At 69.0% G+C, this 21151-nt stretch carries 24 protein-coding genes; 7 read left to right on the forward strand and 17 right to left on the reverse strand.

Annotated features, from left to right (window positions below; translation table 11 throughout):
- The 3 genes from KIT86_RS18650 to purE all read right to left on the reverse strand — a co-directional run.
- A partial coding sequence (locus KIT86_RS18650) for an L-threonylcarbamoyladenylate synthase (protein WP_297401165.1) occupies positions 1 to 429 on the reverse strand: 429 nt, incomplete at its 3' end.
- Positions 430 to 446: 17 nt separating this feature from the next.
- Positions 447 to 1688, reverse strand: a complete 1242-nt coding sequence (locus tag KIT86_RS18655) for a 5-(carboxyamino)imidazole ribonucleotide synthase (protein WP_297401108.1) — start codon at positions 1686 to 1688, stop codon at positions 447 to 449.
- On the reverse strand, positions 1685 to 2173 hold the full coding sequence (purE, locus tag KIT86_RS18660; RefSeq protein WP_297401122.1) for a 5-(carboxyamino)imidazole ribonucleotide mutase: 489 nt from the start codon (positions 2171 to 2173) through the stop codon (positions 1685 to 1687). The genes KIT86_RS18655 and purE overlap by 4 nt, the downstream gene beginning before the upstream one ends.
- A gap of 110 nt (positions 2174 to 2283) precedes the next feature.
- Between purE and trxA the strand changes: the two genes are divergently transcribed.
- Positions 2284 to 3195 carry a thioredoxin gene (gene trxA, locus KIT86_RS18665; RefSeq protein WP_297401125.1) on the forward strand — a complete coding sequence of 304 codons (912 nt, stop codon included), beginning with the start codon at positions 2284 to 2286 and terminating at the stop codon, positions 3193 to 3195.
- Positions 3196 to 3277: 82 nt separating this feature from the next.
- Here trxA and KIT86_RS18670 read toward each other — a convergent pair whose 3' ends face one another.
- The 3 genes from KIT86_RS18670 to KIT86_RS18680 all read right to left on the reverse strand — a co-directional run bounded on the left by KIT86_RS18670 (position 3278) and on the right by KIT86_RS18680 (position 7044).
- Positions 3278 to 4186 carry a phosphoribosylaminoimidazolesuccinocarboxamide synthase gene (locus KIT86_RS18670; RefSeq protein ID WP_297401127.1) on the reverse strand — a complete coding sequence of 303 codons (909 nt, stop codon included), beginning with the start codon at positions 4184 to 4186 and terminating at the stop codon, positions 3278 to 3280.
- 130 nt (positions 4187 to 4316) lie between these two features.
- On the reverse strand, positions 4317 to 5315 hold the full coding sequence (locus KIT86_RS18675) for a tripartite tricarboxylate transporter substrate binding protein (protein WP_297401129.1): 999 nt from the start codon (positions 5313 to 5315) through the stop codon (positions 4317 to 4319).
- Between the two features lie 40 nt (positions 5316 to 5355).
- The gene (locus KIT86_RS18680; protein WP_297401131.1) at positions 5356 to 7044 is read right to left on the reverse strand and encodes a long-chain fatty acid--CoA ligase; all 1689 of its coding nucleotides are present in this window, start codon (positions 7042 to 7044) and stop codon (positions 5356 to 5358) included.
- Between the two features lie 182 nt (positions 7045 to 7226).
- Here KIT86_RS18680 and KIT86_RS18685 point away from each other — a divergent pair, with 182 nt between their 5' ends.
- Positions 7227 to 8054 carry an IclR family transcriptional regulator gene (locus KIT86_RS18685; RefSeq protein ID WP_297401133.1) on the forward strand — a complete coding sequence of 276 codons (828 nt, stop codon included), beginning with the start codon at positions 7227 to 7229 and terminating at the stop codon, positions 8052 to 8054.
- A gap of 54 nt (positions 8055 to 8108) precedes the next feature.
- Here the strand turns inward: KIT86_RS18685 and fba are convergent, their stop codons facing one another.
- Positions 8109 to 9173 carry a class II fructose-bisphosphate aldolase gene (fba, locus tag KIT86_RS18690; protein ID WP_297401135.1) on the reverse strand — a complete coding sequence of 355 codons (1065 nt, stop codon included), beginning with the start codon at positions 9171 to 9173 and terminating at the stop codon, positions 8109 to 8111.
- A gap of 142 nt (positions 9174 to 9315) precedes the next feature.
- Between fba and KIT86_RS18695 the strand changes: the two genes are divergently transcribed.
- The gene (locus tag KIT86_RS18695) at positions 9316 to 9888 is read left to right on the forward strand and encodes a phosphatase PAP2 family protein (RefSeq protein ID WP_297401137.1); all 573 of its coding nucleotides are present in this window, start codon (positions 9316 to 9318) and stop codon (positions 9886 to 9888) included.
- Here KIT86_RS18695 and KIT86_RS18700 read toward each other — a convergent pair.
- Positions 9857 to 10747, reverse strand: a complete 891-nt coding sequence (locus KIT86_RS18700) for an alpha/beta hydrolase (RefSeq protein WP_297401138.1) — start codon at positions 10745 to 10747, stop codon at positions 9857 to 9859. The genes KIT86_RS18695 and KIT86_RS18700 overlap by 32 nt on opposite strands.
- A gap of 143 nt (positions 10748 to 10890) precedes the next feature.
- Here KIT86_RS18700 and KIT86_RS18705 point away from each other — a divergent pair, with 143 nt between their 5' ends.
- Positions 10891 to 11658, forward strand: a complete 768-nt coding sequence (locus KIT86_RS18705; RefSeq protein ID WP_297401140.1) for a YdiY family protein — start codon at positions 10891 to 10893, stop codon at positions 11656 to 11658.
- A 73-nt stretch (positions 11659 to 11731) separates the two neighbouring features.
- Here KIT86_RS18705 and pyk read toward each other — a convergent pair whose 3' ends face one another.
- Positions 11732 to 13165 carry a pyruvate kinase gene (gene pyk, locus KIT86_RS18710; protein WP_297401142.1) on the reverse strand — a complete coding sequence of 478 codons (1434 nt, stop codon included), beginning with the start codon at positions 13163 to 13165 and terminating at the stop codon, positions 11732 to 11734.
- A gap of 230 nt (positions 13166 to 13395) precedes the next feature.
- Between pyk and KIT86_RS18715 the strand changes: the two genes are divergently transcribed.
- Complete coding sequence (locus KIT86_RS18715) at positions 13396 to 13560, forward strand: hypothetical protein (protein WP_297401144.1); 165 nt, start codon at positions 13396 to 13398, stop codon at positions 13558 to 13560.
- Positions 13561 to 13573: 13 nt separating this feature from the next.
- On the opposite strand, the gene KIT86_RS18720 is transcribed toward KIT86_RS18715, so the two are convergent.
- The 7 genes from KIT86_RS18720 to KIT86_RS18750 form a co-directional block, all read right to left on the reverse strand.
- The gene (locus tag KIT86_RS18720) at positions 13574 to 14245 is read right to left on the reverse strand and encodes a DUF1345 domain-containing protein (RefSeq protein ID WP_297401146.1); all 672 of its coding nucleotides are present in this window, start codon (positions 14243 to 14245) and stop codon (positions 13574 to 13576) included.
- Between the two features lie 29 nt (positions 14246 to 14274).
- On the reverse strand, positions 14275 to 15627 hold the full coding sequence (locus KIT86_RS18725) for an ATP-binding protein (RefSeq protein ID WP_297401148.1): 1353 nt from the start codon (positions 15625 to 15627) through the stop codon (positions 14275 to 14277).
- Complete coding sequence (locus tag KIT86_RS18730) at positions 15627 to 17030, reverse strand: CHASE3 domain-containing protein (protein ID WP_297401150.1); 1404 nt, start codon at positions 17028 to 17030, stop codon at positions 15627 to 15629. Before KIT86_RS18730 ends, KIT86_RS18725 begins: the two co-directional genes overlap by 1 nt.
- Positions 17031 to 17048: 18 nt before the next feature.
- Positions 17049 to 17450, reverse strand: coding sequence for a response regulator (locus KIT86_RS18735; protein WP_297401152.1), 402 nt, complete (start codon positions 17448 to 17450; stop codon positions 17049 to 17051).
- A 165-nt stretch (positions 17451 to 17615) separates the two neighbouring features.
- Complete coding sequence (locus KIT86_RS18740; RefSeq protein ID WP_297401154.1) at positions 17616 to 17927, reverse strand: BON domain-containing protein; 312 nt, start codon at positions 17925 to 17927, stop codon at positions 17616 to 17618.
- A 118-nt stretch (positions 17928 to 18045) separates the two neighbouring features.
- Positions 18046 to 18486 carry a BON domain-containing protein gene (locus KIT86_RS18745; protein WP_297401156.1) on the reverse strand — a complete coding sequence of 147 codons (441 nt, stop codon included), beginning with the start codon at positions 18484 to 18486 and terminating at the stop codon, positions 18046 to 18048.
- A 59-nt stretch (positions 18487 to 18545) separates the two neighbouring features.
- On the reverse strand, positions 18546 to 18785 hold the full coding sequence (locus tag KIT86_RS18750) for a CsbD family protein (protein WP_291111936.1): 240 nt from the start codon (positions 18783 to 18785) through the stop codon (positions 18546 to 18548).
- A gap of 212 nt (positions 18786 to 18997) precedes the next feature.
- Here KIT86_RS18750 and KIT86_RS18755 point away from each other — a divergent pair, with 212 nt between their 5' ends.
- Both KIT86_RS18755 and KIT86_RS18760 read left to right on the forward strand, forming a co-directional pair.
- Positions 18998 to 19630, forward strand: coding sequence for a response regulator transcription factor (locus tag KIT86_RS18755; RefSeq protein WP_291111933.1), 633 nt, complete (start codon positions 18998 to 19000; stop codon positions 19628 to 19630).
- A 157-nt stretch (positions 19631 to 19787) separates the two neighbouring features.
- On the forward strand, positions 19788 to 19952 hold the full coding sequence (locus KIT86_RS18760) for a DUF1328 domain-containing protein (protein ID WP_297401161.1): 165 nt from the start codon (positions 19788 to 19790) through the stop codon (positions 19950 to 19952).
- A 92-nt stretch (positions 19953 to 20044) separates the two neighbouring features.
- On the opposite strand, the gene KIT86_RS18765 is transcribed toward KIT86_RS18760, so the two are convergent.
- The coding region (locus KIT86_RS18765) for a sorbosone dehydrogenase family protein (RefSeq protein ID WP_297401163.1) at positions 20045 to 21151 on the reverse strand (1107 nt) is incomplete at its 5' end.

Below are 21151 nucleotides of genomic sequence, written 5' to 3' on the forward strand. Positions count from 1 at the left end.
CGGCACGCCCTGCTCGGCGCAGGCCTGCAGCAGCGCCTGCGCCACCGGGTGCGAGGGGCAGCGCAGGCCGATGGTGTCCTGCCCGCCGGCCGCCGCCGCGCCCACGCCGGGCTGGCGCGTGACGATCAGCGTGAGCGGGCCGGGCCAGAAGGCCTGCATGAGGGCGGCGGCAAAGGCGGGCACCTCGCGCGCGTAGTGGTCCACGCCGGCGCGCCAGCCGTGGGCCCCCTGGCCGGGCGCGAGGTGCACGATCAGCGGGTGGTCGGCAGGGCGGCCCTTGGCCTTGAAGATGGCGTGCACGGCCGTGGCGTTGTCGGCATCGGCCGCGAGGCCATAGACGGTTTCGGTGGGCATGCCCACCAGCGAGCCGGCGGCCAGCCGCTGCGCCGCGCGCTCGATGGCAGCCGGGTCTTGCGCGGACAGCAGCAGCGGTGCCATGGCGCGCCTCAGGCGCCGAGCGCGGGCAGGCCGAGCAGCGCCAGCACCTGCGCCGTGGTCTCGCGCACCTGCGCCACGCTGGCACCGGTGATGTTGAGGTGGCCCATCTTGCGGCCCGGGCGCGCGCTCAGCTTGCCGTAGAGGTGCAGGTGGGTGCCTGGCAGCGCGAGCACCGCGCCCCAGGGCGGCGAGACGGGGTGGCGGCTGGTCTGCGCGCGCACCGCGTTGGGCTCGAACCAGAGGTCGCCCAGCAGGTTGACCATGATGGCCGGGCTGTGCTGGCGCGGCGTGGGCAGCGGCAGGCCGGCGAGGGCGCGCACCTGGGCTTCGAACTGCGACAGATCGCAGGCGTTCTGCGTGTAGTGGCCGCTGTTGTGCGGGCGCGGCGCCATTTCGTTGACCACGAGGTCGAGCGCGCCGTCGGCGGTCTCCACCACGAAGTACTCGACGCACAGCACGCCCACGTATTGCAGGTGGTTCGCGATGGCCACCGTGCTGGCCTGTGCGCGCTGCGCCAGCGCGGCGGGCAGGGCGCCGTCGAAGACCTCGGTGAGGGCGAGGATGCCGTCGCGGTGCGTGTTCTTCTGGACCGGGAAGCTCACCACCTGGCCGTCGGCGCCGCGCGCCACGATCACCGAGCATTCGGCGCGCAGCTGGAGCATCTTTTCCAGCACGCAGGGCACCTTGTCCAGGTCGTCCCAGGCGGCGGCGAGTTCCTCGCGCGTGGAGACGCGCACCTGGCCCTTGCCGTCGTAGCCCATGCGCGCGGTCTTCAGGATGCCGGGCAGCAGCGCCGACGGCACGGCCTGGAGCGAGGCGTCGGTGGTGATGACGGCGTGCGGCGCGGGCGCCACCCCGCTGAGGGGCGCGCAGTGCTCGAAGTGGGCCTTCTCCTTCACGCGGTCCTGTGCCACGGCCACGCAGGCGGCGGACGGGGCCACCGGGCGCCGCGCCGCGAGCGTGAGCAGGGCCTGTGCCGGCACGTTCTCGAATTCGGTGGTGATGGCGTCGCAGCGCTGCACCAGCTGGGCCAGGCCCTGCTCGTCGTCGTAGGCGGTCTTGATGTGGTGGTGGCTGACGAGGCCGGCAGGGCTGGCCGGATCGGGATCGAGCACCACGGTGAAGTAGCCCATGGCCTGCGCGGCGTGCACGAACATGCGGCCGAGCTGGCCGCCACCCATCACGCCCAGCGTGGTCTGCTGGCCGCTGTGAACGGAAGGTTGGCCGGGAAGAAGGGTCTTGTGGCTCATGCGGGCAGGGTCATCGCGCGGGCGGCGGCGGTCTGTTGGGCGCGGAAGGCGTCGAGTTTGTGCCGCAGCTCGGGGTCGTGGCTGGCGAGCAGGGCCACGGCGAACAGGGCCGCATTGGCCGCGCCGGCCGCGCCGATGGCGAAGGTGGCCACGGGGATGCCCTTGGGCATCTGCACGATGCTGTGCAGCGAGTCCACACCGCTGAGGTGCTTGCTGGCCACCGGCACGCCCAGCACCGGTACCACGGTCTTGGCCGCCAGCATGCCCGGCAGGTGCGCCGCGCCCCCGGCGCCGGCAATGATGGCCTTGAGCCCGCGCTCGGCGGCCGCCTCGGCGTAGGTGAACATGTCGTCGGGCATGCGGTGCGCCGAGACCACGCGCGCCTCGTGCGCGATGCCGAAGTCCTGCAGGATCTGCACGGCGTGCTGCATGGTGTCCCAGTCGCTGCTGGAGCCCATGAGCACGCCCACTTGGATGGAGTTCATGACGGTGCCTCTGGCCGATGCGCCCCCGCGGGGGCTGGAGCGGTCGCGCGCATGGCAGGGCATGGCGTCTCCGGTAAAGTGTGGATTTTACGTTTGCCCAGGCCGCTCCCATGATCAACGTCACCGTCGCCAACTTTGAAGCCGAAGTCATCGAGGCTTCGATGCACACCCCCGTGCTGGTGGATTTCTGGGCACCTTGGTGCGGGCCCTGCAAGGTGATCGGCCCGCTGCTGGAGAAGCTGGAGGCCGATTACGCCGGCCGCTTCAAGCTGGTCAAGATCGATTCCGACCAGGAGCAGCAGCTCGCCGCCGCCTTCGGCATCCGCAGCATCCCCACGTGTGTGCTGCTCATGAACGGCCAGCCGGTCGATGGCTTCATGGGCGCGCTGCCCGAGGGCCAGATCAAGGCCTTCCTCGACAAGCACCTGCCCCCCGGCGGCGACGAGCCCGAGGCCGAGGCGGTGGAGCCCGATGCGCAGGACGCGCTCGCCCAGGGCGACCTCGACGGCGCGCTGGAGAAGATGCGCCAGGCCGTGCAGGCCGCGCCGGACAACGACGACGCGCGCTTCGACCTGGTGAAGCTCCTGCTGGAGATGGGGCAGGACGACGATGCCAAGGTGGCGTTCGCCCCGGTGATCGCCAAGGCGGCGGGCGTGCGCCGGCTCGATTCGCTGCAGCGCTGGATGGCCGCGCGCGACGCTCAGGCCGGGGTGGCCGACCCCGATGCGCGCGCCGCCGAACTGCAGGCCGCCATCGCCGCGAACAAGCGCGATTTCGAGTCGCGCTTCGCGCTCGCGCAGCTGCTCATGGCCTATGGCCAGTGGACGGCCGCGATGGACGAGCTGCTGGAGATCCTGATGCGCGACAAGGCCTGGAAAGAAGACCTGGCGCGCAAGACCTTCATCGCCATCCTCGACGTGATCGACCCGCCCAAGCCCAAGGTGGCCGAGGGGCAGGTGCCGCCGGAAGACCCGACGGTGGCGACCTACCGCCGTCGCCTGTCGTCCGTGGTGTTGAGCTGAACCCTTCCGGTTCTCCCCTGCATGGGTGTGTCCTTGTCCAGGGACACCGAGTGGCCGGCTCCGCCGGCGGGGGTGTTGTTCTTCAGCCCATCAGGCGCGTGAGCGCTTCCTGGTATTTGGCGGCGGTCTTCTCGATCACCTCGCGCGGCAGGCGCGGCGCCGGCGGGGTCTTGTCCCAGGGCTTGCCGCTGACCTGCGCGGTCTCCAGCCAGTCGCGCAGGAACTGCTTGTCGTAGCTCGGCGGGTTCTGGCCCACGACGTAGCTCTCGGCGGGCCAGTAGCGTGAGCTGTCGGGGGTGAGCACCTCGTCCATGAGCACCAGCTTGCCGGCCTTGTCCAGGCCGAACTCGAACTTGGTGTCGGCAATGATGATGCCCTTCTTCAGCGCGATCGCGGCGGCCGCCTTGTAGAGGGCGATCGACACGTCGCGGATCTGGGCGGCCAGCGCGGGGCCGATCATCTCGACCGTGCGCTCGAAGGTGATGTTCTCGTCGTGCTCGCCCATGGCGGCCTTGGCCGCGGGCGTGTAGATGGGCTCGGGCAGCTGCGAGGCGTTTTGCAGGCCTTCGGGCAGCTTCACGCCGCAGACCGAGCGGCTTTCCTGGTACTCCTTCCAGCCGCTGCCGGCCAGATAGCCGCGCACCACGGCCTCCACCGGAATCGGCTTGAGGCGTTGCACCAGCATCGAGCGGCCGGTGACTTGCGGGGCCTCGGCCGCCGAGACCACGCTCTCGGGCGCATCGCCGGTGAGGTGGATCGGGCAGATGTTCAAGCCCTTGGGGCCGAGCTGGTCGAACCAGAACAGCGAGAGCCGGGTGAGCAGTTCGCCCTTGCCCGGGATCGGTTCACCCATGATCACGTCGAACGCGCTGATGCGGTCGCTCGCCACCATCAGGATGCGGTCGTCGCCCACGGCGTAGTTGTCCCGCACCTTGCCGCGCGCGAGCAGGGGCAGGGAGGTCAGGGCCGAGGTGTGCAAGGCAGAGGTCATGATCGGATCGGAAAGAAGCAGGACAAGAAAAAAGCCCGTTGAACAGCCAACGGGCTTTGAACCATTCCGGGGGATTATCGCAAGTTGGCGGCCGGGATGGGGCCGAAAGTCGAGTCCGCCGGTGCGGTGCCTATTTCGCCGCCAGCCCCAGGCGCTCGATCAGGGCTTTGTCCTTGGCGTAGGTCTCGGCCGCCCACTTGCGGTAGTCGTCGCCGTTGCGGTACCACATGGCCTGGTTGAGCTGGCCCAGCACCTCGATGTGCCTGGGGTCCTCCATGGCCTTCTTGAACGCGTCGTGCAGCACCTTGGTGATGGCCGGGTCCATGCCCTTGGGGCCGGCCAGTCCGTAGGGCGAGGTGGACACCACGCCGTAGCCGAGCTCCTGCGCGGTCGGCACCTCGGGCCAGCGCTGGGTGCGTTGCTCGCCGAAGGTGACGAGCAGGCGCATCTGGCCGCCGTCGACGTATTTGTCCCAGCCGCTGGCGTCGCTCTGCGCCATCACGTGGCCGCCGAGCAGGGCCGCTTGCAGGTCGGCGTTGCCCTTGAACGGCACGTGGGTGAGTTGCACCTTGGCGTTGCCGGCCAGTTCCTCCATCAGCAGGTGCGGGCTGCTGCCCGTGCCGGTGGAGCCGTAGTTGATCGCCCCGGGCTGCTTGCGCGCGGCCTCGATGTAGTCCTTGAATGTCTTGTAGGGCGAATCGGCCTTGACCGTCAGGCCGAAGGTGTAGCCCGAGACGCCGATGATGTAGGTGAAGTCGGTCAGCGGGTCCCAGTTGGTCTTCTGCATGTGCGGCATGCGCAGCAGGCCGAGCGGGAACTGGGCGATGGTGTAGCCATCGGGCTTGGCGGTCTGCGCCATGGTGCTGGGGCCCAGGGTCCCGCCGGCGCCGGGGCGGTTCTCGATGACGATGGGCTGGCCCAGGTGCTTGCTCGCGATCTCGGCCAGCGCGCGCAGGTGGCGGTCGGTCGAACCGCCTGCGGGCCAGGGAATGATCAAGGTCACGGGGCGGTTCGGGTAGGCGGGCGATTGCGCCCGCGCCAGCCCGAGGGGGGCCAGGCCCGCACTGGCGGCGGTGGCCAGCAGCAGCGCGCGGCGGCGCTTCGAGGGGGGTGATGAACGTTGTTGCATGCCTTGTCTCCTTCTTTGGTGATGCCGGGTGGGCGGTTGCTCAGGAGGGATGGGGTGACTGTGCGTCGCGCGCGGCCTGCTGCTCCTGCAGTTCGCGCCACATCACCTTGCCGCTGCCCGAGCGGGGCAGCGTTTCCACGAATTCCACGATGCGCGGGCTCTTGTAGGCGGCCATGTGCTCATGCGCCCAGTCGATCACGTCCTGCTCGCTGACCTGGCCGCGCTGCCCGGGGCGCAGCACCACCAGGGCCTTGACGCTCTCGCCGCGGCGCGCGTCGCGCACGCCGATCACGCAGGCCTCCTGGATCGCCGGGTGGTGGTACATGAGCGCTTCCACCTCGGCCGGCCAGACCTTGAAGCCGCTGGCGTTGATCATGCGTTTGAGCCGATCGGTCATGAAGAAGTAGCCCTCTTCGTCGACGTGGCCGAGGTCGCCGGTGCGCAGGAAGCGCTTGCCGTCGATGTCGATGAAGGCTTCCCGCGTGGCCTGCGGGTTGCGCCAGTAGCCCTGCATGAGCTGCGGTCCGTGCACCACGATCTCGCCGATGTCGCCCGGGGGCCGCTCGGCCAGGGTCTCGGGGTCGAGCACGCGCGCGTCCACGTCGAACACCGGCAGGCCCAGGCACTGGGGTTTGGGCCGGTGCGGGGGGTTGATGTGGGTGGCGGCCATGGTTTCGGACATGCCGTAGCCCTCGATGTAGTCCTGCCCCGTGAGCGCCTTGAGGCGCGCGGCCACGGCGTCGGGCATGGCCGCGCCGCCACCGCGCACGCAGGCCAGGCTGGTGAGGTCGAACTGGTCGAGCTGCGGGTGTGCGAGGAAGTCGATCACCATGGTGGAGATGGCCTGCCACATGGTCACGCGGTAGCGTTGCATGCAGATCGCGGCGACCTCGCGGTCCCAGCGCGAGAGCACCACCAGGGTGGCGCCCGCGTACAGCGGGCCGTTGAGACTGCCCGAGAGGCCGGTGACGTGGAAGAAGGGCAGCACGGAGAGGCAGACCGCGTCCTGCGAGGTGCCGAACCAGCGCACGCCGCCAACCAGTGTGCTCATCACACTGCGGTGGGTGTGCATGCAGCCCTTGGGCAGGCCGGTGGTGCCCGAGGTGTAGGGCATCGCGCAGAGGTCCTCGGGGCCGGTGGTCAGCGGTCCGGGCGTGCGGGCGGCGGCCACCATGTCGGACCAGGCCACCAGGCCGGGGCTGGCGAGGGTGATGCGGGGCGCGGCCACGAAGTCGGGTACGCGCAGCTCGGTAGGCTCGCGCAGGTGGTCGCTGTACGTGGCCACCACCAGGTGGCGCAGGCCTTCGCCATGGGGGTCGAGCAGCGGGCGCAGCTGTGGCAACAGGTCCTGCGCCACAAAGGCCACCTGCGCGCCGCTGTCGACGAGGCAATGGCGCAGCTCCTGAATGCGGTTCATCGGGTTCACCGGCACCACCACCGCATTGGCGCGCAGGATGCCGTAGAAGGCCAGGGCCCATTGCGGGCTGTTCTGCATGCACAGCAGCACCCGGTCGCCCGGCTTCACGCCGCACACCTGTTGCAGGTGGCCGGCGATGTGCTCGGCCTCGCGCAGGAACTGCGCGTAGCTCAGCGGCGTGTCGTAGAAGACGATGAAAGGCTTGTCGGGAAACCGCTGGGCCGACACCGCCAGGTTGTGGAAGAGGCTCGTCTGCGGCAGCGTGAGCTGGCGGGGTTGGCCCGGCGGCCAGTGGGCCGTTTGCGATGGCATGGTGTTTGATTCCGCTTAGCGGAAAACAAGAAGATGCGGATCAATATACGGCTCGCGCCCTGTGGCTGTAAATGTATTACAGGGAAACCGAGCATGGGCCGCTCGACGAAATCACAGCAGAATTCCGATCTGCGGAATAAGCGAAGGGTGTTATTCCGATCTGCAGAAAAAGGAGACCGTCCATGGGACGCCAGCGCCAGAGCTCCCCCGACCGGCTGACCGACCCCGATCCCGCCGACGACCGCCGGTTCGTCACGGCGCTGGCGCGTGGGCTCGCGCTGCTGCGCTGTTTCGGGCCGTCGGACCGCTGGCTGGCGCACCAGGAACTGGCGCGCCGCAGCGGGCTGCCGCAGGCCACCGTGTCGCGGTTGACGTTCACGCTCACCAGCCTGGGCTACCTGCGGCACCGCGCGGCCACCGGCGAGTACGCGCTGAGCCCGGCGGTGCTCTCGCTCGGTTTCAGCGTGCTGTCCAACTTCCAGGTCGGGCGCATCGCCCGGCCGTTCATGGAGACGCTGGCCGAGCACACCCAGGCCGCGATCTCGCTGGGCGTGCGGCACGGCACCTCGGTGGTCTATGTGGCGCATTGCCGCAGCACGGCGCGCCTCATCCTCGGGCTGGACGTGGGCACGCGCCTGCCGTTCGCGGAGACGGCGATGGGCCGCGCGATCTGGTGCGCCACGCCGCCGGGCATGCGGGCCCTGGTGGCCGGCAGGCTGCAGGCGGAAAACGCCGCGTTGTGGCCGGCGCGCGAAGCCGGCCTGCGGCGTGCCGAGGCCGACAGCGCCGAGCGCGGTTACGTGACGTCCGAATCGGAATGGGAAAGCGAGATCGCCGCCGTGGGCGTGGGCATTGACCTGGGCGACGGCCGCGAGCCGCTGGCGCTCACCGTGGGCGGGCCGGCCTCGCGCCTTCAGGGTGCCCTGCTGCACGAGAACTTCGGGCCTGCGCTGGTGCGCACGGGCCACGAGATCGTGGCGGCGATCCAGGCCGCCGCCTGGGAGGATTGAGCACCATGAAAAACGCCACCGCAAGGGTGGCGTTGGCGCGGGCGCGGTGAACGCTCAGTTCACGAGCTGGGCGAGTTCGCCCTTGGCGTACTTGGCCGCGACGACCTGCAGGCTCTCGCCCTTGATCTTGCTGCCCTGGCCTTCGCAGCCGAATTCCAGGTAGCGCGCCTTGCAGACCTGCTTGGCGGCTTCGCGCGCGGGCTTGAGCCATTCGCGGGCGTCGAACTTGTCGGGGTTCTCGGCGAGGAACTTGCGCACCGCGCCGGTCATGGCCAGGCGGATGTCGGTGTCGATGTTGATCTTGCGCACGCCGTGCTTGATGGCTTCCTGGATTTCCTTGACCGGCACGCCGTAGGTTTCCTTCATCTTGCCGCCGTACTGGTTGATGATGGCCAGCAGCTCGGCCGGCACGGAGGACGAGCCGTGCATCACCAGGTGGGTGTTGGGGATGCGCTTGTGGATTTCCTTGACGCGGCTGATGGCCAGGATGTCGCCGGTGGGCGGGCGGCTGAACTTGTAGGCGCCGTGGCTGGTGCCGATGGCGATGGCCAGCGCGTCGAGCTGCGTGGCCTTGACGAACTGGGCGGCCTCTTCGGGGTCGGTCAGCATCTGGCTGTGGTCCAGCTTGCCTTCGGCGCCGATGCCGTCTTCCTCGCCGGCTTCACCGGTTTCCAGGTTGCCCAGGCAGCCGAGCTCGCCTTCCACGGTGACGCCGACCTTGTGCGCCATGTCCACCACCTTGCGGGTCACTTGCACGTTGTAGTCGAACGAGGCCGGGGTCTTGCCGTCTTCCATCAGCGAGCCGTCCATCATCACCGAGCCAAAGCCCAGGTTGATGGCGCCTTCGCACACCTTGGGCGAGGTGCCGTGGTCCTGGTGCATCACCAGGGGGATGTGGGGATACGCCTCCATGGCGGCCTGGATCAGGTGCTTGATGAAGGGTTCGCCGGCGTACTTGCGGGCCCCTGCGCTGGCTTGCAGGATCACCGGCGCGCCGACTTCATCGGCTGCGGCCATCACGGCCTGCACCTGTTCGAGGTTGTTGACGTTGAAAGCCGGAATGCCGTAGCCGTTGGCGGCGGCGTGGTCGAGCAATTCGCGCATGGAAACGAGCGCCATGAGATTCCCCTTAATCAGTTGGTAACCGTGGTGTAACCCGGCATTTTAACTTTCGACCTGTTGAGCCAAGGTAACAGGCCTGTGTCATTTCACACGCCCTTAATGTGCGCGGGCCAGACTGGGTCGAACTTCCGGCCCTGCCATGACCCACCTCGACACGCTGCTCTTTCTCTGGATCAACGCCACGCCCGGCACGCCGGCCTGGCTGCTCGCGCTGGCGCGCTGGGTGTCCACCGACCTGCCCGCGCTGGCGGTGGTGGGGCTGGCGCCCCTGCTGCTGTTTGGCCCCGCCGCTCGCCGGCAGTGCCTGGGCGTGGGTCTGGCCATGGTGCTGGCCTGGCTGGCCGTGCGGGGCATCCGCGAGACGGTGCACGTGGCCCGCCCCTTCGAGCTGGGGCTGGGTGCGCAGTGGATCGAGCACGCGGCGACGGCGAGTTTCCCCAGCTTTCATGCGGCGGTGGCCGGCGCCTGGGCCCTGGCGCTCGCCCTGTTGGCCCCGTCGCACCCGCGCCGCTGGCTGGCCGTGGCCGGTGGGGTGGCGCTGGCGATCGCCTGGAGCCGGGTGTTCCTCGGCCTGCATTTCGTGTCGGACGTCGCGGTGGGCCTTCTGCTGGGCGGGGCCTGCGCGGTGACGGCCCGGCAGGGCCTGGCCTGGTGGGCGCGGCGCCGCGCCGTGTGGCCGATCAGGCCGGTGGCTGGTTCAGGAAACCGCTGACCCGGTCCAGCACCGGTGCGAGCCCGCGCAGCGGGCGCGCCAACGCGCCAATCAGGGTGGTGTGGCTGACGCGGTCGAACAGCTCGACCGCCACCGGTTGGCCTTGCCGTTCCAGCGCCTGGGCCAGCGCCAGCGTGTTGCGCTGCGGGTTCACCAGCGCATCCTGGCGGGCCGCCAGCAACAGCACGCGTGGGGGTGTGGCGTGACCCGCGCCGGCGTGGAACAAGGGCTGCGAGTCGGCCGGGGTCCCGGGCCATCCGAAGGCCACTTGCACCTCGGGATTGCCGATGGGCAGAAAGTCGTAGGGGCCGGCCAGGCCCACCCAGCCGGCCAGCTGGCGGGGTGCCAGGCCGACCCGCGCCAGCCAGCGCGGGTCCAGCGCCAGCATGGCCGCGTTGTACGCGCCTGCGCTGTGGCCCACCACGAACAGGCGCTCGCGCGAGGCGCCGAACGAGGCCGCGCGGTCGGCCGCCCATCGCACCGCGTCGGCACCGTCCTCCAGGAAGGCCGGGTAGCGCACCGCCGGGCTGAGCCGGTAGTCGGCCACCACCGCGACGATGCCGCGCGAGGCCAGGGCCTCGCCAACGAAACGGTAGTCCGCCCGGTCACCGCTGCTCCAGCTGCCGCCGTAGAAGAAGACGGCCATGGGCGCGTCTTTCACCGAGGGCGAGGGCATGTACACGTCGGCCTGCTGGCGCGCGCCGCTGCCGTAGGCCTGGTTGCGCAGCACCGTGTGCGTGTCGTTGCGCACGGTGGCGTTGATCAGGCGCAGCGGCGAACAAGCCTGCAGCCACGGCAGCAGCGCCAGCGCGGCCAGCAGGCGCCGGCGCGGCGCGGGTGGGGGTGAAAAGGCGGTCATTCCGGTTCTACGCAGCCGCAAGCCGGGTGGATTCAAGGGCCATCGATACCTTTCGTCACAAAACGCGGGGAACTGTGGCCCCGCCCTGGCGAACCCTCATCAGGATCACTCCGCCATTTTGAAAACAACCAGAAAGGACCCGCATGCCCTGCCGCCCCCTGATCGCGACCCTGACCGCCGTTTCGGCCTTGCTCGCGCCAGCCCTCTCGCAGGCCCAGGTCACGCTCAAGCCCGACGGCCAATGGCGCTACCTGCTGACCGCCGGCGCCAACATCTCCTCGGGCAACAACGACGCGAGCACGCTCAACCTCGCGGCCGAGGGCGCGCGCGAGACCGACGACGACAAGTGGACCTGGGCCGCCAAGGCCGATCGCGCGCGCAGCGCGGGCGTGGACACCACCGAGCGCTATGGCCTGCGCTCGCAGTACAACCGCGATTTTTCGGTGGACTGGTTCGGCTTTGGTTCCGGCGAGCTGCTGCGCGACCGCCTGGCCAACATCGCCAGCCGCACCTCGGTGGCCAGCGGCGTGGGCCGGCACGTGTGGCAGGAAGAGCGCGGGTTCTTCGATGTGTCCGTGGGCCTGGGCTACACCTACGACCGCTACATCCGATCCACCGACATTGCCGGCGCCATGCGCGACCGCTACGGTCGTCTGGAGCTGGTGCTGGCGGAGGAGTCCAGCCACAAGCTCACCGAGACCACCAGCCTGCGACAGAAGTTCTCGCTCTACCCCGACCTGCGGGATTCGGGCAAGTACCGCGCGGTGCTGGACACGGGCCTGACGGTGGCCATGACGCAGACGCTCAACCTGTCGGCGGGCCTGAGCTACCGGTACGACAGCGACCCCGGGACCAACCTCAAGAAAGCCGACACGATGTTCGTGACCGGCGTATCGCTGCGGTTTGATTGAAGCTGCGCCAGCCTGGCCGCTGCCGGCGCGAGCCCACCTCAACCATGGCGCACCCCCTTGAGGGGGCGCTTGCTCAAGCCGCTCGGCAGATCTTGAGCGTGTTGGTGCCGCCGGGCTGCCCCATGGGCTCACCCACGGTGATGGCGTAGACGTCGCCGGTCTGCACGATGCCGCGCTTCTTCAGGTGCGCCTCGGCGTCCAGCAGCGCGGAGTCGCGGTCGGTGCTGTTGTCCATCAGCAGCGGCCGCACGTTGCGGTAGAGCGTCATGCGGCGCTGGGTCGAGAGGTTGGGCGTCATGGCGTAGATCGGCATGCGCACGTTGTGCCGGCTCATCCACAACGCGGTGGAGCCCGAGTCGGTCAGCGCCACGATGGCCTTGGCGCCCAGGTGGTGCGCGGTGAACAGCGCGCCCATTGCGATGGACTGGTCGATGCGCTTGAAGGTCTTGCCCTGGAAATCGGCCGACAGCTCGCGGTACTCCGCCTTCTCGGCTTCCGAGCAGATGTTGGCCATCTCCATCACGGTCTCCAGCGGGAAGCGGCCCGCCGCGGTCTCCGCGCTGAGCATCACCGCGTCGGTGCCGTCGAGCACCGCGTTGGCCACGTCGCTCACCTCGGCACGCGTGGGCACCGGGTTGACGATCATGCTCTCCATCATCTGCGTGGCGGTGATCACCACCTTGTCCATCTCGCGCGCCAGGCGGATCATGTGCTTTTGCAGCCCGGGCACCGCCGCGTTGCCCACTTCCACCGCGAGGTCGCCGCGCGCGACCATGATGCCGTCGGACACCTTCAGGATGCTGGCCAGTTCGGGAATCGCCTCGGCGCGCTCGATCTTGGCGATCAGCGCCGGCTTGTGGGCCAGGGCCGCGCCGGCCACGTTGCAGAGCTGGCGCGCTAGCTCCATGTCGGTCGCGTTCTTCGGGAAGCTCACCGCCACGTAGTCGGCCTTCAGGCCCATGGCCGTCTTGATGTCGTCCATGTCCTTGGCGGTCAGCGCGGGCGCGGTCAGGCCGCCGCCCTGCTTGTTGATGCCCTTGTTGTTGGACAGCTCGCCGCCGAGCTTGACGGTGGTGTGCACCGCCGGGCCGACCACCTTGTTGATGGTGAGCACGATCAGGCCGTCGTTGAGCAGCAGGGTATCGCCGGCCTTCACGTCGCGCGGCAGCTCCTTGTAGTCCAGGCCCACGCCTTCGATGTCGCCGGGCTCGGTGCGCGAGGCGTCGAGCACGAAGGGCATGCCGGGCTCCAGCATCACCTTGCCCTGGGCGAATTTGCCCACGCGGATCTTGGGGCCCTGCAGGTCGGCCATGATGCCCACCTCGCGGCCCGCGCGCTGGGCCGCCGCGCGCACCAGCTCGGCGCGGTCGATGTGGTCCTGGGCGGTGCCGTGCGAGAAGTTGAGCCGGACCACGTTGACGCCAGCTCGGATCATCCGCTCCAGCAGGTCGGGGTCGCTCGAGGCCGGACCCAGGGTGGCAACGATCTTGGTGGCGCGCATGGACATGATGAGAGCTGTCTCCAGAAGGGGCCGCGAGGCCGGTTTGTAATTTGGTTTCAATTATCCGTGAAACCAGTTACATCCTGGTTACGGGCGACCGCCTGTCGCTTTTGTAGGACAGCTCCGACGCCCCGAGCCGCCCTTGTCCGGTGGGGATCGGCCCCTCCCGTCCCTACAGTGGATGCCATGCGCGAAGGATGCCCTCCGGAACGCCGACGACATTCACGGAGGATCTCATGCACTTGCCCGCACCTGCCATCGTGGGTTACCTCGCGACCCTGGTGATCGCCGTCTCGGCGGCCGCCGCGCATCCGTGGTTCGACGTCGAGGCCCATTTCGTGCGCGCGGTCGCGGGCATGAACACCGCCGTCTCGGCGCTGGCCACCACGCTCACCCCTTGAGGGCTGGCGGTGTTCAGCGCCCGGCGCTGGCGAACACGTTGACCGCCGTCGCCAGCACGATCAGATTGAACGCGAACGACAACAGGGCATGCACCAGGGTGAGGTGCCGCATGCCTCGGCTTCGCACGCTCACGTCTGAAACCTGCGAGGTCATGCCGACGACCGCGCTGTAGTAGAGCAGGTCGAGGTAGTCCGGGTCCTTGCCATCCGGAAAGCCGAGCCCCCGGTCGGGCGCCCCGCGATCCGCGCGGCTGCGGTAGTACATGCGCGCGTAGTGCAGCGTGAACACGCACTGGATCAACAGCCAGGCTCCGGCCAGCGACAAGGCCATGAGGCCGAGGTTGAACGCGCGCTGCCAGCCTTGCAGCGCCTGCGTGGCCTGCACGTTCATGGCCACCGCGACCAGGCTGGCGCAGGCCGCAGCGGTGACCAGCACGAACAGCATCGCCGCACCGGGGTCCTCTCGTTGCGCGCGTTGCTGGGTGGCGGCCGCGTCCAGGCGCGCGGCAAGGTGCCAGACCAGGCCGACATAGGTGGCGCAGTACACGACCCAGGCCATCAGCCAGGGCGCCGGGCCGGGCAGGGTGGGCCAGGCGGCGCCCATGGCCCCTACAGGCACCGCAGGCAGCAAGGCCGCCGCCTGCCGCTGCCAGGCCGTGAGGTGGGTGAGCCGGTGCGGCAACACGGCGGTGGGCTTCGGGCGGGGCGCCGCCTTCAGGCCGGGGCCGCGGCAGCGGCCGGCTTGGCTGGCAGCTCGGCCTCGACCAGGGTGCCCTGGCGCGGCTCGCTGTGGACGTGCAGCTGGCCGTTGTGCAACTCCACCCGCACCCGCATGCCGAGCAGGCCGTGGTGGCCGGCGGGCACGCTGTCGATGTCAAAGCCCTGGCCATCGTCGCGCACCGAGACGCGCACCTTGTCGTCTTCCTGCGCCAGCGCCACCGACACGCGGTGGGCTCGCGCGTACTTCTGGATGTTGGTCAGGGACTCCTGCACCAGCCGGTACACGGTGAGTTCCGCGTCCTTGCCGAGTTCCACCGGCGAGAGGTGCATCTCCACCTCGATGCCCATGCGCCCGGCCGCGTCCTGGCAGAGCATTTCCAGCGCGGGGATCAGGCCGAGCTGATCCAGCGAAGACGGCCGCAGGTGTTCGATGATGCGCCGCTTGACGGCAATGCCCTCGGTCAGGCGCTGCTCGATGCTGGCCACCCGCTCCAGCACCGGAGCCGGCAGGGCCGGCACGCGGCGCAGGCGCGCAATGTCCAGCTTCATCGCGGTGAGCAGACCGCCCATCTCGTCATGCAGCTCGCGCGCCACCCGCCCGCGCTCGTCTTCCCGGGCATTGACGTGGTGGCCCGCCAGGTTGCGCAGGGCGGCGGTGCGCAGGGCCACCTGCGTGGCCAGCCGCTGGTTTTCCTCGGACTGGCGCCGGTCGTTGTCGCGCAGCTGGCGCATGAACAGGATCAGCGCCACCCAGGCGACGAGCACCAGCAGGTGGATCGCCAGGCGGTTGATCATCATGGCGTCGAACAGCGAGACGCGCGCGGTCTTCTGGATCGCGGCGGCGCGTTCGAGCACGAATTCGAACTCCTGGCGCAGTTCTGCATAGCGCAGCCGGCCCTGGTCGCTCACGGCCAGGGTCTGGGCGTCGGTGCGCCGGCCCTGCTCGATCATGCTCACCCACTGGTTCAGGGTGGCCGTGCGCTCCTCGATGCGCTTGCGCACGTTCGACACCGACACCGTGCGCTTGGGGTCCAGTTCTTCCAGGCGCCGGAAGGCGTCCTGCTGCACGCCCTCCATCTCGTTGATGGCCTCGCGGTAGTTGCTCAGGTCGGCCTGCTGGGCGCTGAGCATGAAGGCGCGCACCGCGACCTCGGCGTCGGTGAGCGCCTGCAGGGTGCGGGCCGCCTGCTGGCGCGCGTCGCTCAGCGTGATGCCCTGCATCAGCGTGGAGCGCGAGTGCTGGTAGCTGGCTTCGTTGACCACCAGCATGATCAGCGCCAGCGCCAGGATGATGGGCATCCCGAAGCGGTTGCGCGCCACGCGCTCAATGGAGGACTTGATCATCATCAGGAGGTTGTAGCACGTGGGTTGTCGGGAGGGGTGGGATGGCGCGGTCGCAAGGGCAGGCGCGCCATGACGCGGGTGCCCGAGCCGGGCACGGTGTGCACGCTGAACTGCCCGCCCAGCGACTCGATGCGGTGGCGCAGGTTTCTCAGCCCGCTGGCCGAGGTCGTGCCCTGGCGGTCGGCGAAGCCCAGTCCGTTGTCCTGCACCTCCACCACCGCGTGCGTGCCTTCCTGGGCCAGGCGCAGCGACACGGCGGTGGCCCTGGCGTGCCGCTCCACATTGGACAGTGCGCCCTGCACCACGGCGAACAACGCCTGTTCGGACGGCACGTCCAGTGTCACGGGCATGAAGGCCAGTTCGATGGTCACGCCCGTCTGGCGCTCGAACTCGGTGGCGCGGTGTTCGATGGCGGCCTGCAGGCCCAGGTTGTGCAGGGCCGATGGCATGAGCTCTTCCATCATGCGCCGCTTCATGACGATGCCCTCGTCCAGCGCGGAACTCAGGTGGCGCAGGCGCTCGGTCACCTCGGGGTCGGTGGTGTGCAGCGAGTGGCGCAGCCGCGTGAGGTCGAGCTTGGCGGCGGTGAGCAGGCCGCCCAGGTCGTCGTGCAGCGCACGCGCCAGGCCGCTGCGCTCGCCATCGCGCATCTCCTGAAGGCCCAGGTTGAGCTGCGCGAGTTCTTCGGTGCGCAACCGCACCTGGCTCTCCAGCGAGTCGCGCTCCATCTGCAGGTGGCGGGCGTGCTCGATCTGACTCTTCTGCAGCGCGGCGTTCTTGCGCAGGAAGAACACATAGGCCAGCAGGCTCAGCAGGGTCAGGCCGTACACGCCGACGCGGCCGGCGGCCAGCGTGCGGTGGATGGCCGCGCGCTCGATGCCCAGGCGGCGCTCTTCGGTGACCGTCAGGACATCGGCCACGCGGCGCACCCCCTCCATCTTCTCCCGGCCGATGTCGGTGAGCATCAGCCCATGCCAGGCGGCATGCGAGCCGGCGTTGTACAGGGAGATGGTCTCGGTGACCTCCGAGATCTTTTCACTCGCGCGCTCCTGCAGGCTGTCCACCAGGCGCAGCAGGTCGGGGTCGCTGCGGTAGTGCTCGCGCAGGCGGTTGATGGCGTGGGCGATGTCGGTTTCGGCGGCCTGGTAGGGATCGAGGTACTGCGGGCGGCCGGTGAGCAGATAGCCGCGCTGGGCGGTTTCCATGTCGAGCAGCCGGCGCACCACGGTCTGGATGGCGTTGCGCGCGGTGTCGCGCGCGCCCAGGCTGGCCAGGGATTCCAGCGCGCGCCGGTAGGTCCATTCCGACCCTCCCAGCACCCCCAAGGCCAGCAACACCGCCACCGCGATGGCCAGCGGGGTGCGCCAGCGCGCGCGCTGCCCTGGGAGGGGAGGGGGCGAGGGCATCGGAGGGGCGGGCCGGACCTATTGGAGACCGCCCGGCGCGGTGGCCGTGCCGTCGGAAATGCGTTCGCAATAGGCGATCAAGTCGTCCAGCTCGCACGACTTGTCGAACACGCGGTCCGCCCCCAGCAGGGCGCAGCGCTTGCGGATGTCGGGTGTGGCGTAGTTGGTAAGCACCACCCGGCGCGCCGGGACGTTGGACTCCTGGGCGGCCTTGAGCACACCCAGGCCAGAGCCGGTGACCAGGAAGATGTCGATGATCATGAGGTCGAAACGGTCCCCCTGGCGCAGCCAGTGCACGGCCGTCTCTTCGTCGCGGGCGTGACCGACCACTTCCACGTTGGCCAGCTCTTCCAGCGTGGACACAAGGTTTTCGTAGATGACCTTGTTGTCTTCAACGATGTAGGTTCTGAGCGGCGACATGGGCAGGCGGGCGTGAGCGTTCCAAGGATTTCAGGCGCGGTTGGAGCATTCAGGATGCCTCAAGCACAAACGCGGCCATCTTGCCGCGTCTGCGCGCTCGCGCGCCTTCACGGCCGCTGATTTTCGTGTAGGCGGAGTCCTACACGCAGCGGCCGTTGGTCGGGATCAGCGGACCACGATGTCGTTCTTCACCGATTTCACCCCTTGAACTTCACGGGCAAGTCGTTCGGCGGCGCTCTTTTCAGCGGCGGACTTGGCGAAGCCCGAGAGCTGCACGGTGCCGTTGAGCGTCTCCACGTTGATGGAGGTCGCGGCCACGACCGGATCCTTGGCGTAGGCGGCCTTCACCCGGGTGGTGATGGTGGCGTCGTCGACGTAAGCGCCAACGGTCTGTTGGTCGCGGGCCACGGCGCAGCCGGTGACCTGAACGACGGCGGTGGCGGCGGCAATGGCCAGCAGGGCGTGTGACAGTTTCATGGGGGTTCTCCTCGGGGGTTGGGTTGTTGGAGCGACCGGGCGCCTGGGTATTCAGGGCGCGCCGGTCGCGGTGGTGGTCGGTTGAAGCTCAGATGGAGATGAATGGGCCGGGGGCGGGTCAGCCCTTGGCCTCGACGGTCAGGCGATTTTCCACCTTCACCACGCCTTCGACGGCGGCGGCCAGGACGGTCGCGCGATCTCGGGCAGCAGGGTCGGGGGCGGTGCCCTTGAGTTCGACGTGGCCATTGGTGGTGTCCACGTCGATCTTGAGCGCGCTCAGTTGCGAGTCGCCAGCCAGGGCGGCATTCACCTTGGCGGTGATGGCGACGTCGGCGGCGCCCATGGCGATCTTGTCGGCGGCTTCGTTGCCGGCGGCCTTCACGTCCTGTGCGGCGTTGTTGGCATCCGCGCGCATTTCAGCGCTGGCTGCCTGGGACTGTTCCACCGTGCTGTCCATGCGCTGGCCCACGGTCTGATCTTCCTTCTGGCCACAGGCCACGATCAGGCTGGTGGCCATGGCGGCTGCGGCAAGGGCCGCGAGTCGGGTGTTGCGTTTCATGATGTTGTCCTTTCAGATCGCCGGCCACGCCGGCGAAGTGGATTGATGCAGGTCGCAGGTCAGTGCGGCTTGCGGTCGTTGGGGGTTTCGAACCAGTCGTCGCTCACGCGGCGCTCCCAGTCCGCCACCTGGCGCTCGGCTTCGTCCTTGGCCACGCCGTAGCGCTCCTGGATCTTGCCGGTGAGCTGTTCACGGCGGCCGGCCACGACGTCGAAGTCGTCGTCGGTGAGCTTGCCCCACTGCTCGACCATCTTTCCCTTGACTTGCTTCCAGTTGCCTTCGATGCGATCCCAGTTCATGGCGACTCCTTGTGTTGGGTTGCAGGTACCGGTCAGAAGACCGTGGAGACAATGTAGGAAATCCAGGGCTCGGCGGATGTCGGGCGGCGGGCCGAGCGCGTGTAGGACATGGCCGATGCGCGGGAGCGGGTTGTAGGAGCCGTCTGACTGCCCCGGGGCGGCGGGCCTGTTAAATTGCTTGCGGCCCATTCAAGAGAGGCATCAAGGACACCATGATCAAAGTCGGAATCGTCGACGACCACGCCATCGTGCGCTCAGGCCTGCGCCAGTTCCTGAGCGAACACGTGGACCTGAAAGTGACGGGCGAGGCCAACAACGGCCGTGAAGCCCTCGAACTCGTGCGCGGGGGCGAGGTGGATGTGCTGCTGATGGACATCTCCATGCCCGACCACAGCGGCGTGGACGCGCTGCAGGCCATCAAGGCGCGCTTTCCCGACCTGCCGGTGCTCATCCTCAGCGGCTTTCCCGAAGCCCAGTACGCGACCACGCTGCTGCGCTACGGCGCCAGCGGCTACCTCAACAAGGACTGCGCGCCCGACGACATCGTCACCGCCATCCGCACCGTGGCACGAGGCAGGCGTTACATCAGCCCGGCCGTGGCCGAGCTGCTGGCCGACAACGCCGCGGGCGACGCCGAGCGCCCGCCGCACGAGCTGCTGTCCGAGCGCGAGCTGCAGGTCTTCCTGCGGCTGGCCAAGGGCGAGACCATCGGCAACATGGCCGAGTCCATGTTCCTGAGCATCAAGACCGTGAGCACCTACCGCACGCGCGTGCTGGAAAAACTCAAGCTCACCAGCAACAGCGACCTGACCTACTACGCGCTCAAGAACGGCCTGATCCAGTAGCCGGCCCCGGCGCGAGGTGTCGGTGCCGTCCTACGACACGACGGCGTTGGGGCTTGCAGCCTGGCCGAGCTCCCCTCACTACAGTGGAGCCATCACAACGGTGGTCGTTGTGAACCCACCAAAAGGCCGGACCACCGGCCTCACACAGGAGCCCACCATGCTGCACTACGCCGTGGTTTTCTTTGTCATCGCCCTGATTGCCGCTGTCCTGGGCTTCGGCGGCATTGCTGCAAGCGCGGCAGGCATCGCCAAGCTGCTCTTCGTGGTCTTCCTGGTGATGGCCCTGGCCTCGATCGTCATCGGTCTGATCCGAAAGCGCTGACGGGCCGCTGACGGGCTTTTGGCCCGGGGCCACGACAAGGGCCCGCCCGGTTCACGCCGGGCGGGCCCTTTCCTTTTCCCATGGGGCAGCCCTCACGGAGCGCTGCCCACGCGCCACACCGCATTGCCGACGTCGTCGGCCACCAGCAGACCTCCGCGCCGGTCGATCGCCACGCCCACCGGCCGGCCCTGCGCCTTGCCATCGGCCTTGAGGAAACCGGTCAGCACGTCGATCGGCATGCCCGCCGGGCGACCGGCCTGGAAAGGCACGAAGATCACCTTGTAGCCGCTGTGCGGCGCCCGGTTCCACGAGCCGTGCTGGCCAATGAACATGCCCTCGCCTGCGAACGGCGCGGGCAGGGCGCTGCCACTCGACGACGCCAGGCCCAGCGACGCGGTGTGCGGGCCCAGGGCGTAGTCCGGCACGATCGCCTTGGCCACCAACGCGGGCTGTGGCGGCTTCACGCGCGCGTCCACGTGCTGGCCGAAATAGCTGTAGGGCCAGCCGTAGAAGCCGCCGTCGCGCACCGAGGTGAGGTAGTCGGGCACCAGGTCGCTGCCAAGCTCATCGCGCTCGTTCACCACCGTCCACAAGGTGCGGCCCGAGGCGTCCCAGGCCATGCCCACCGGGTTGCGCAGACCGGTGGCGAAGAGGCGGTGCGCGCCCGTGGCCACGTCCACCTGCCAGATCGCCGCACGGCCCTCTTCGGCCGCCATGCCGCGCTCGCCCACGTTGCTGTTGGAGCCCACGCTCACATAGAGGCGCTGGCCATCCGGGCTGGCGATCAGCCCCTTGGTCCAGTGGTGGTTGATGCCCGCGGGCAGGGCCACCAGCGGGGTGCCGGGCGCGCCGATGGAGGTGTCGCCCTCTCGGTACGGGAAGCCGAGCACCGCGTCGGCGTTGGCCACGAAGAGACGATCGCCCACCAGCGCCATGCCAAAGGGCGAGTGCAGGCCGCTGAGCAGCACCGAGCGGAACTCGGCCACACCGTCGCCGTCGGCATCGCGCAGCAGCGTGATGCGGTTCGCGCTGGGCACGGCCGCGCCCGCGCGCTTCATGAACAGCCCGGTCACCCAGGCCTTGACACCCCCGCCGCTGCCGGGCGGTCGGGGTGGCGCGGCCGACTCCGCGACCAGCACATCGCCATTGGGCAGCACGAGCATCGAACGCGGATGGTCAAGCCCTTCGGCAAAGCGCGC

The sequence above is a fragment of the Hydrogenophaga sp. genome, assembly GCF_026125825.1.
GTDB lineage: Bacteria > Pseudomonadota > Gammaproteobacteria > Burkholderiales > Burkholderiaceae_C > Hydrogenophaga.

Bases quoted from the DNA above. Each gene is read 5' to 3' on its own strand.
- KIT86_RS18655 (WP_297401108.1), bottom strand. From the start codon at position 1,688: ATGAGCCACAAGACCCTTCTTCCCGGCCAACCTTCCGTTCACAGCGGC.
- purE (WP_297401122.1), bottom strand. From the start codon at position 2,173: ATGAACTCCATCCAAGTGGGCGTGCTCATGGGCTCCAGCAGCGACTGG.
- trxA (WP_297401125.1), top strand. From the start codon at position 2,284: ATGATCAACGTCACCGTCGCCAACTTTGAAGCCGAAGTCATCGAGGCT.
- KIT86_RS18670 (WP_297401127.1), bottom strand. From the start codon at position 4,186: ATGACCTCTGCCTTGCACACCTCGGCCCTGACCTCCCTGCCCCTGCTC.
- KIT86_RS18675 (WP_297401129.1), bottom strand. From the start codon at position 5,315: ATGCAACAACGTTCATCACCCCCCTCGAAGCGCCGCCGCGCGCTGCTG.
- KIT86_RS18680 (WP_297401131.1), bottom strand. From the start codon at position 7,044: ATGCCATCGCAAACGGCCCACTGGCCGCCGGGCCAACCCCGCCAGCTC.
- KIT86_RS18685 (WP_297401133.1), top strand. From the start codon at position 7,227: ATGGGACGCCAGCGCCAGAGCTCCCCCGACCGGCTGACCGACCCCGAT.
- fba (WP_297401135.1), bottom strand. From the start codon at position 9,173: ATGGCGCTCGTTTCCATGCGCGAATTGCTCGACCACGCCGCCGCCAAC.
- KIT86_RS18695 (WP_297401137.1), top strand. From the start codon at position 9,316: ATGACCCACCTCGACACGCTGCTCTTTCTCTGGATCAACGCCACGCCC.
- KIT86_RS18700 (WP_297401138.1), bottom strand. From the start codon at position 10,747: ATGACCGCCTTTTCACCCCCACCCGCGCCGCGCCGGCGCCTGCTGGCC.
- KIT86_RS18705 (WP_297401140.1), top strand. From the start codon at position 10,891: ATGCCCTGCCGCCCCCTGATCGCGACCCTGACCGCCGTTTCGGCCTTG.
- pyk (WP_297401142.1), bottom strand. From the start codon at position 13,165: ATGTCCATGCGCGCCACCAAGATCGTTGCCACCCTGGGTCCGGCCTCG.
- KIT86_RS18715 (WP_297401144.1), top strand. From the start codon at position 13,396: ATGCACTTGCCCGCACCTGCCATCGTGGGTTACCTCGCGACCCTGGTG.
- KIT86_RS18725 (WP_297401148.1), bottom strand. From the start codon at position 15,627: ATGATGATCAAGTCCTCCATTGAGCGCGTGGCGCGCAACCGCTTCGGG.
- KIT86_RS18730 (WP_297401150.1), bottom strand. From the start codon at position 17,030: ATGCCCTCGCCCCCTCCCCTCCCAGGGCAGCGCGCGCGCTGGCGCACC.
- KIT86_RS18735 (WP_297401152.1), bottom strand. From the start codon at position 17,450: ATGTCGCCGCTCAGAACCTACATCGTTGAAGACAACAAGGTCATCTAC.
- KIT86_RS18740 (WP_297401154.1), bottom strand. From the start codon at position 17,927: ATGAAACTGTCACACGCCCTGCTGGCCATTGCCGCCGCCACCGCCGTC.
- KIT86_RS18745 (WP_297401156.1), bottom strand. From the start codon at position 18,486: ATGAAACGCAACACCCGACTCGCGGCCCTTGCCGCAGCCGCCATGGCC.
- KIT86_RS18750 (WP_291111936.1), bottom strand. From the start codon at position 18,785: ATGAACTGGGATCGCATCGAAGGCAACTGGAAGCAAGTCAAGGGAAAG.
- KIT86_RS18755 (WP_291111933.1), top strand. From the start codon at position 18,998: ATGATCAAAGTCGGAATCGTCGACGACCACGCCATCGTGCGCTCAGGC.
- KIT86_RS18760 (WP_297401161.1), top strand. From the start codon at position 19,788: ATGCTGCACTACGCCGTGGTTTTCTTTGTCATCGCCCTGATTGCCGCT.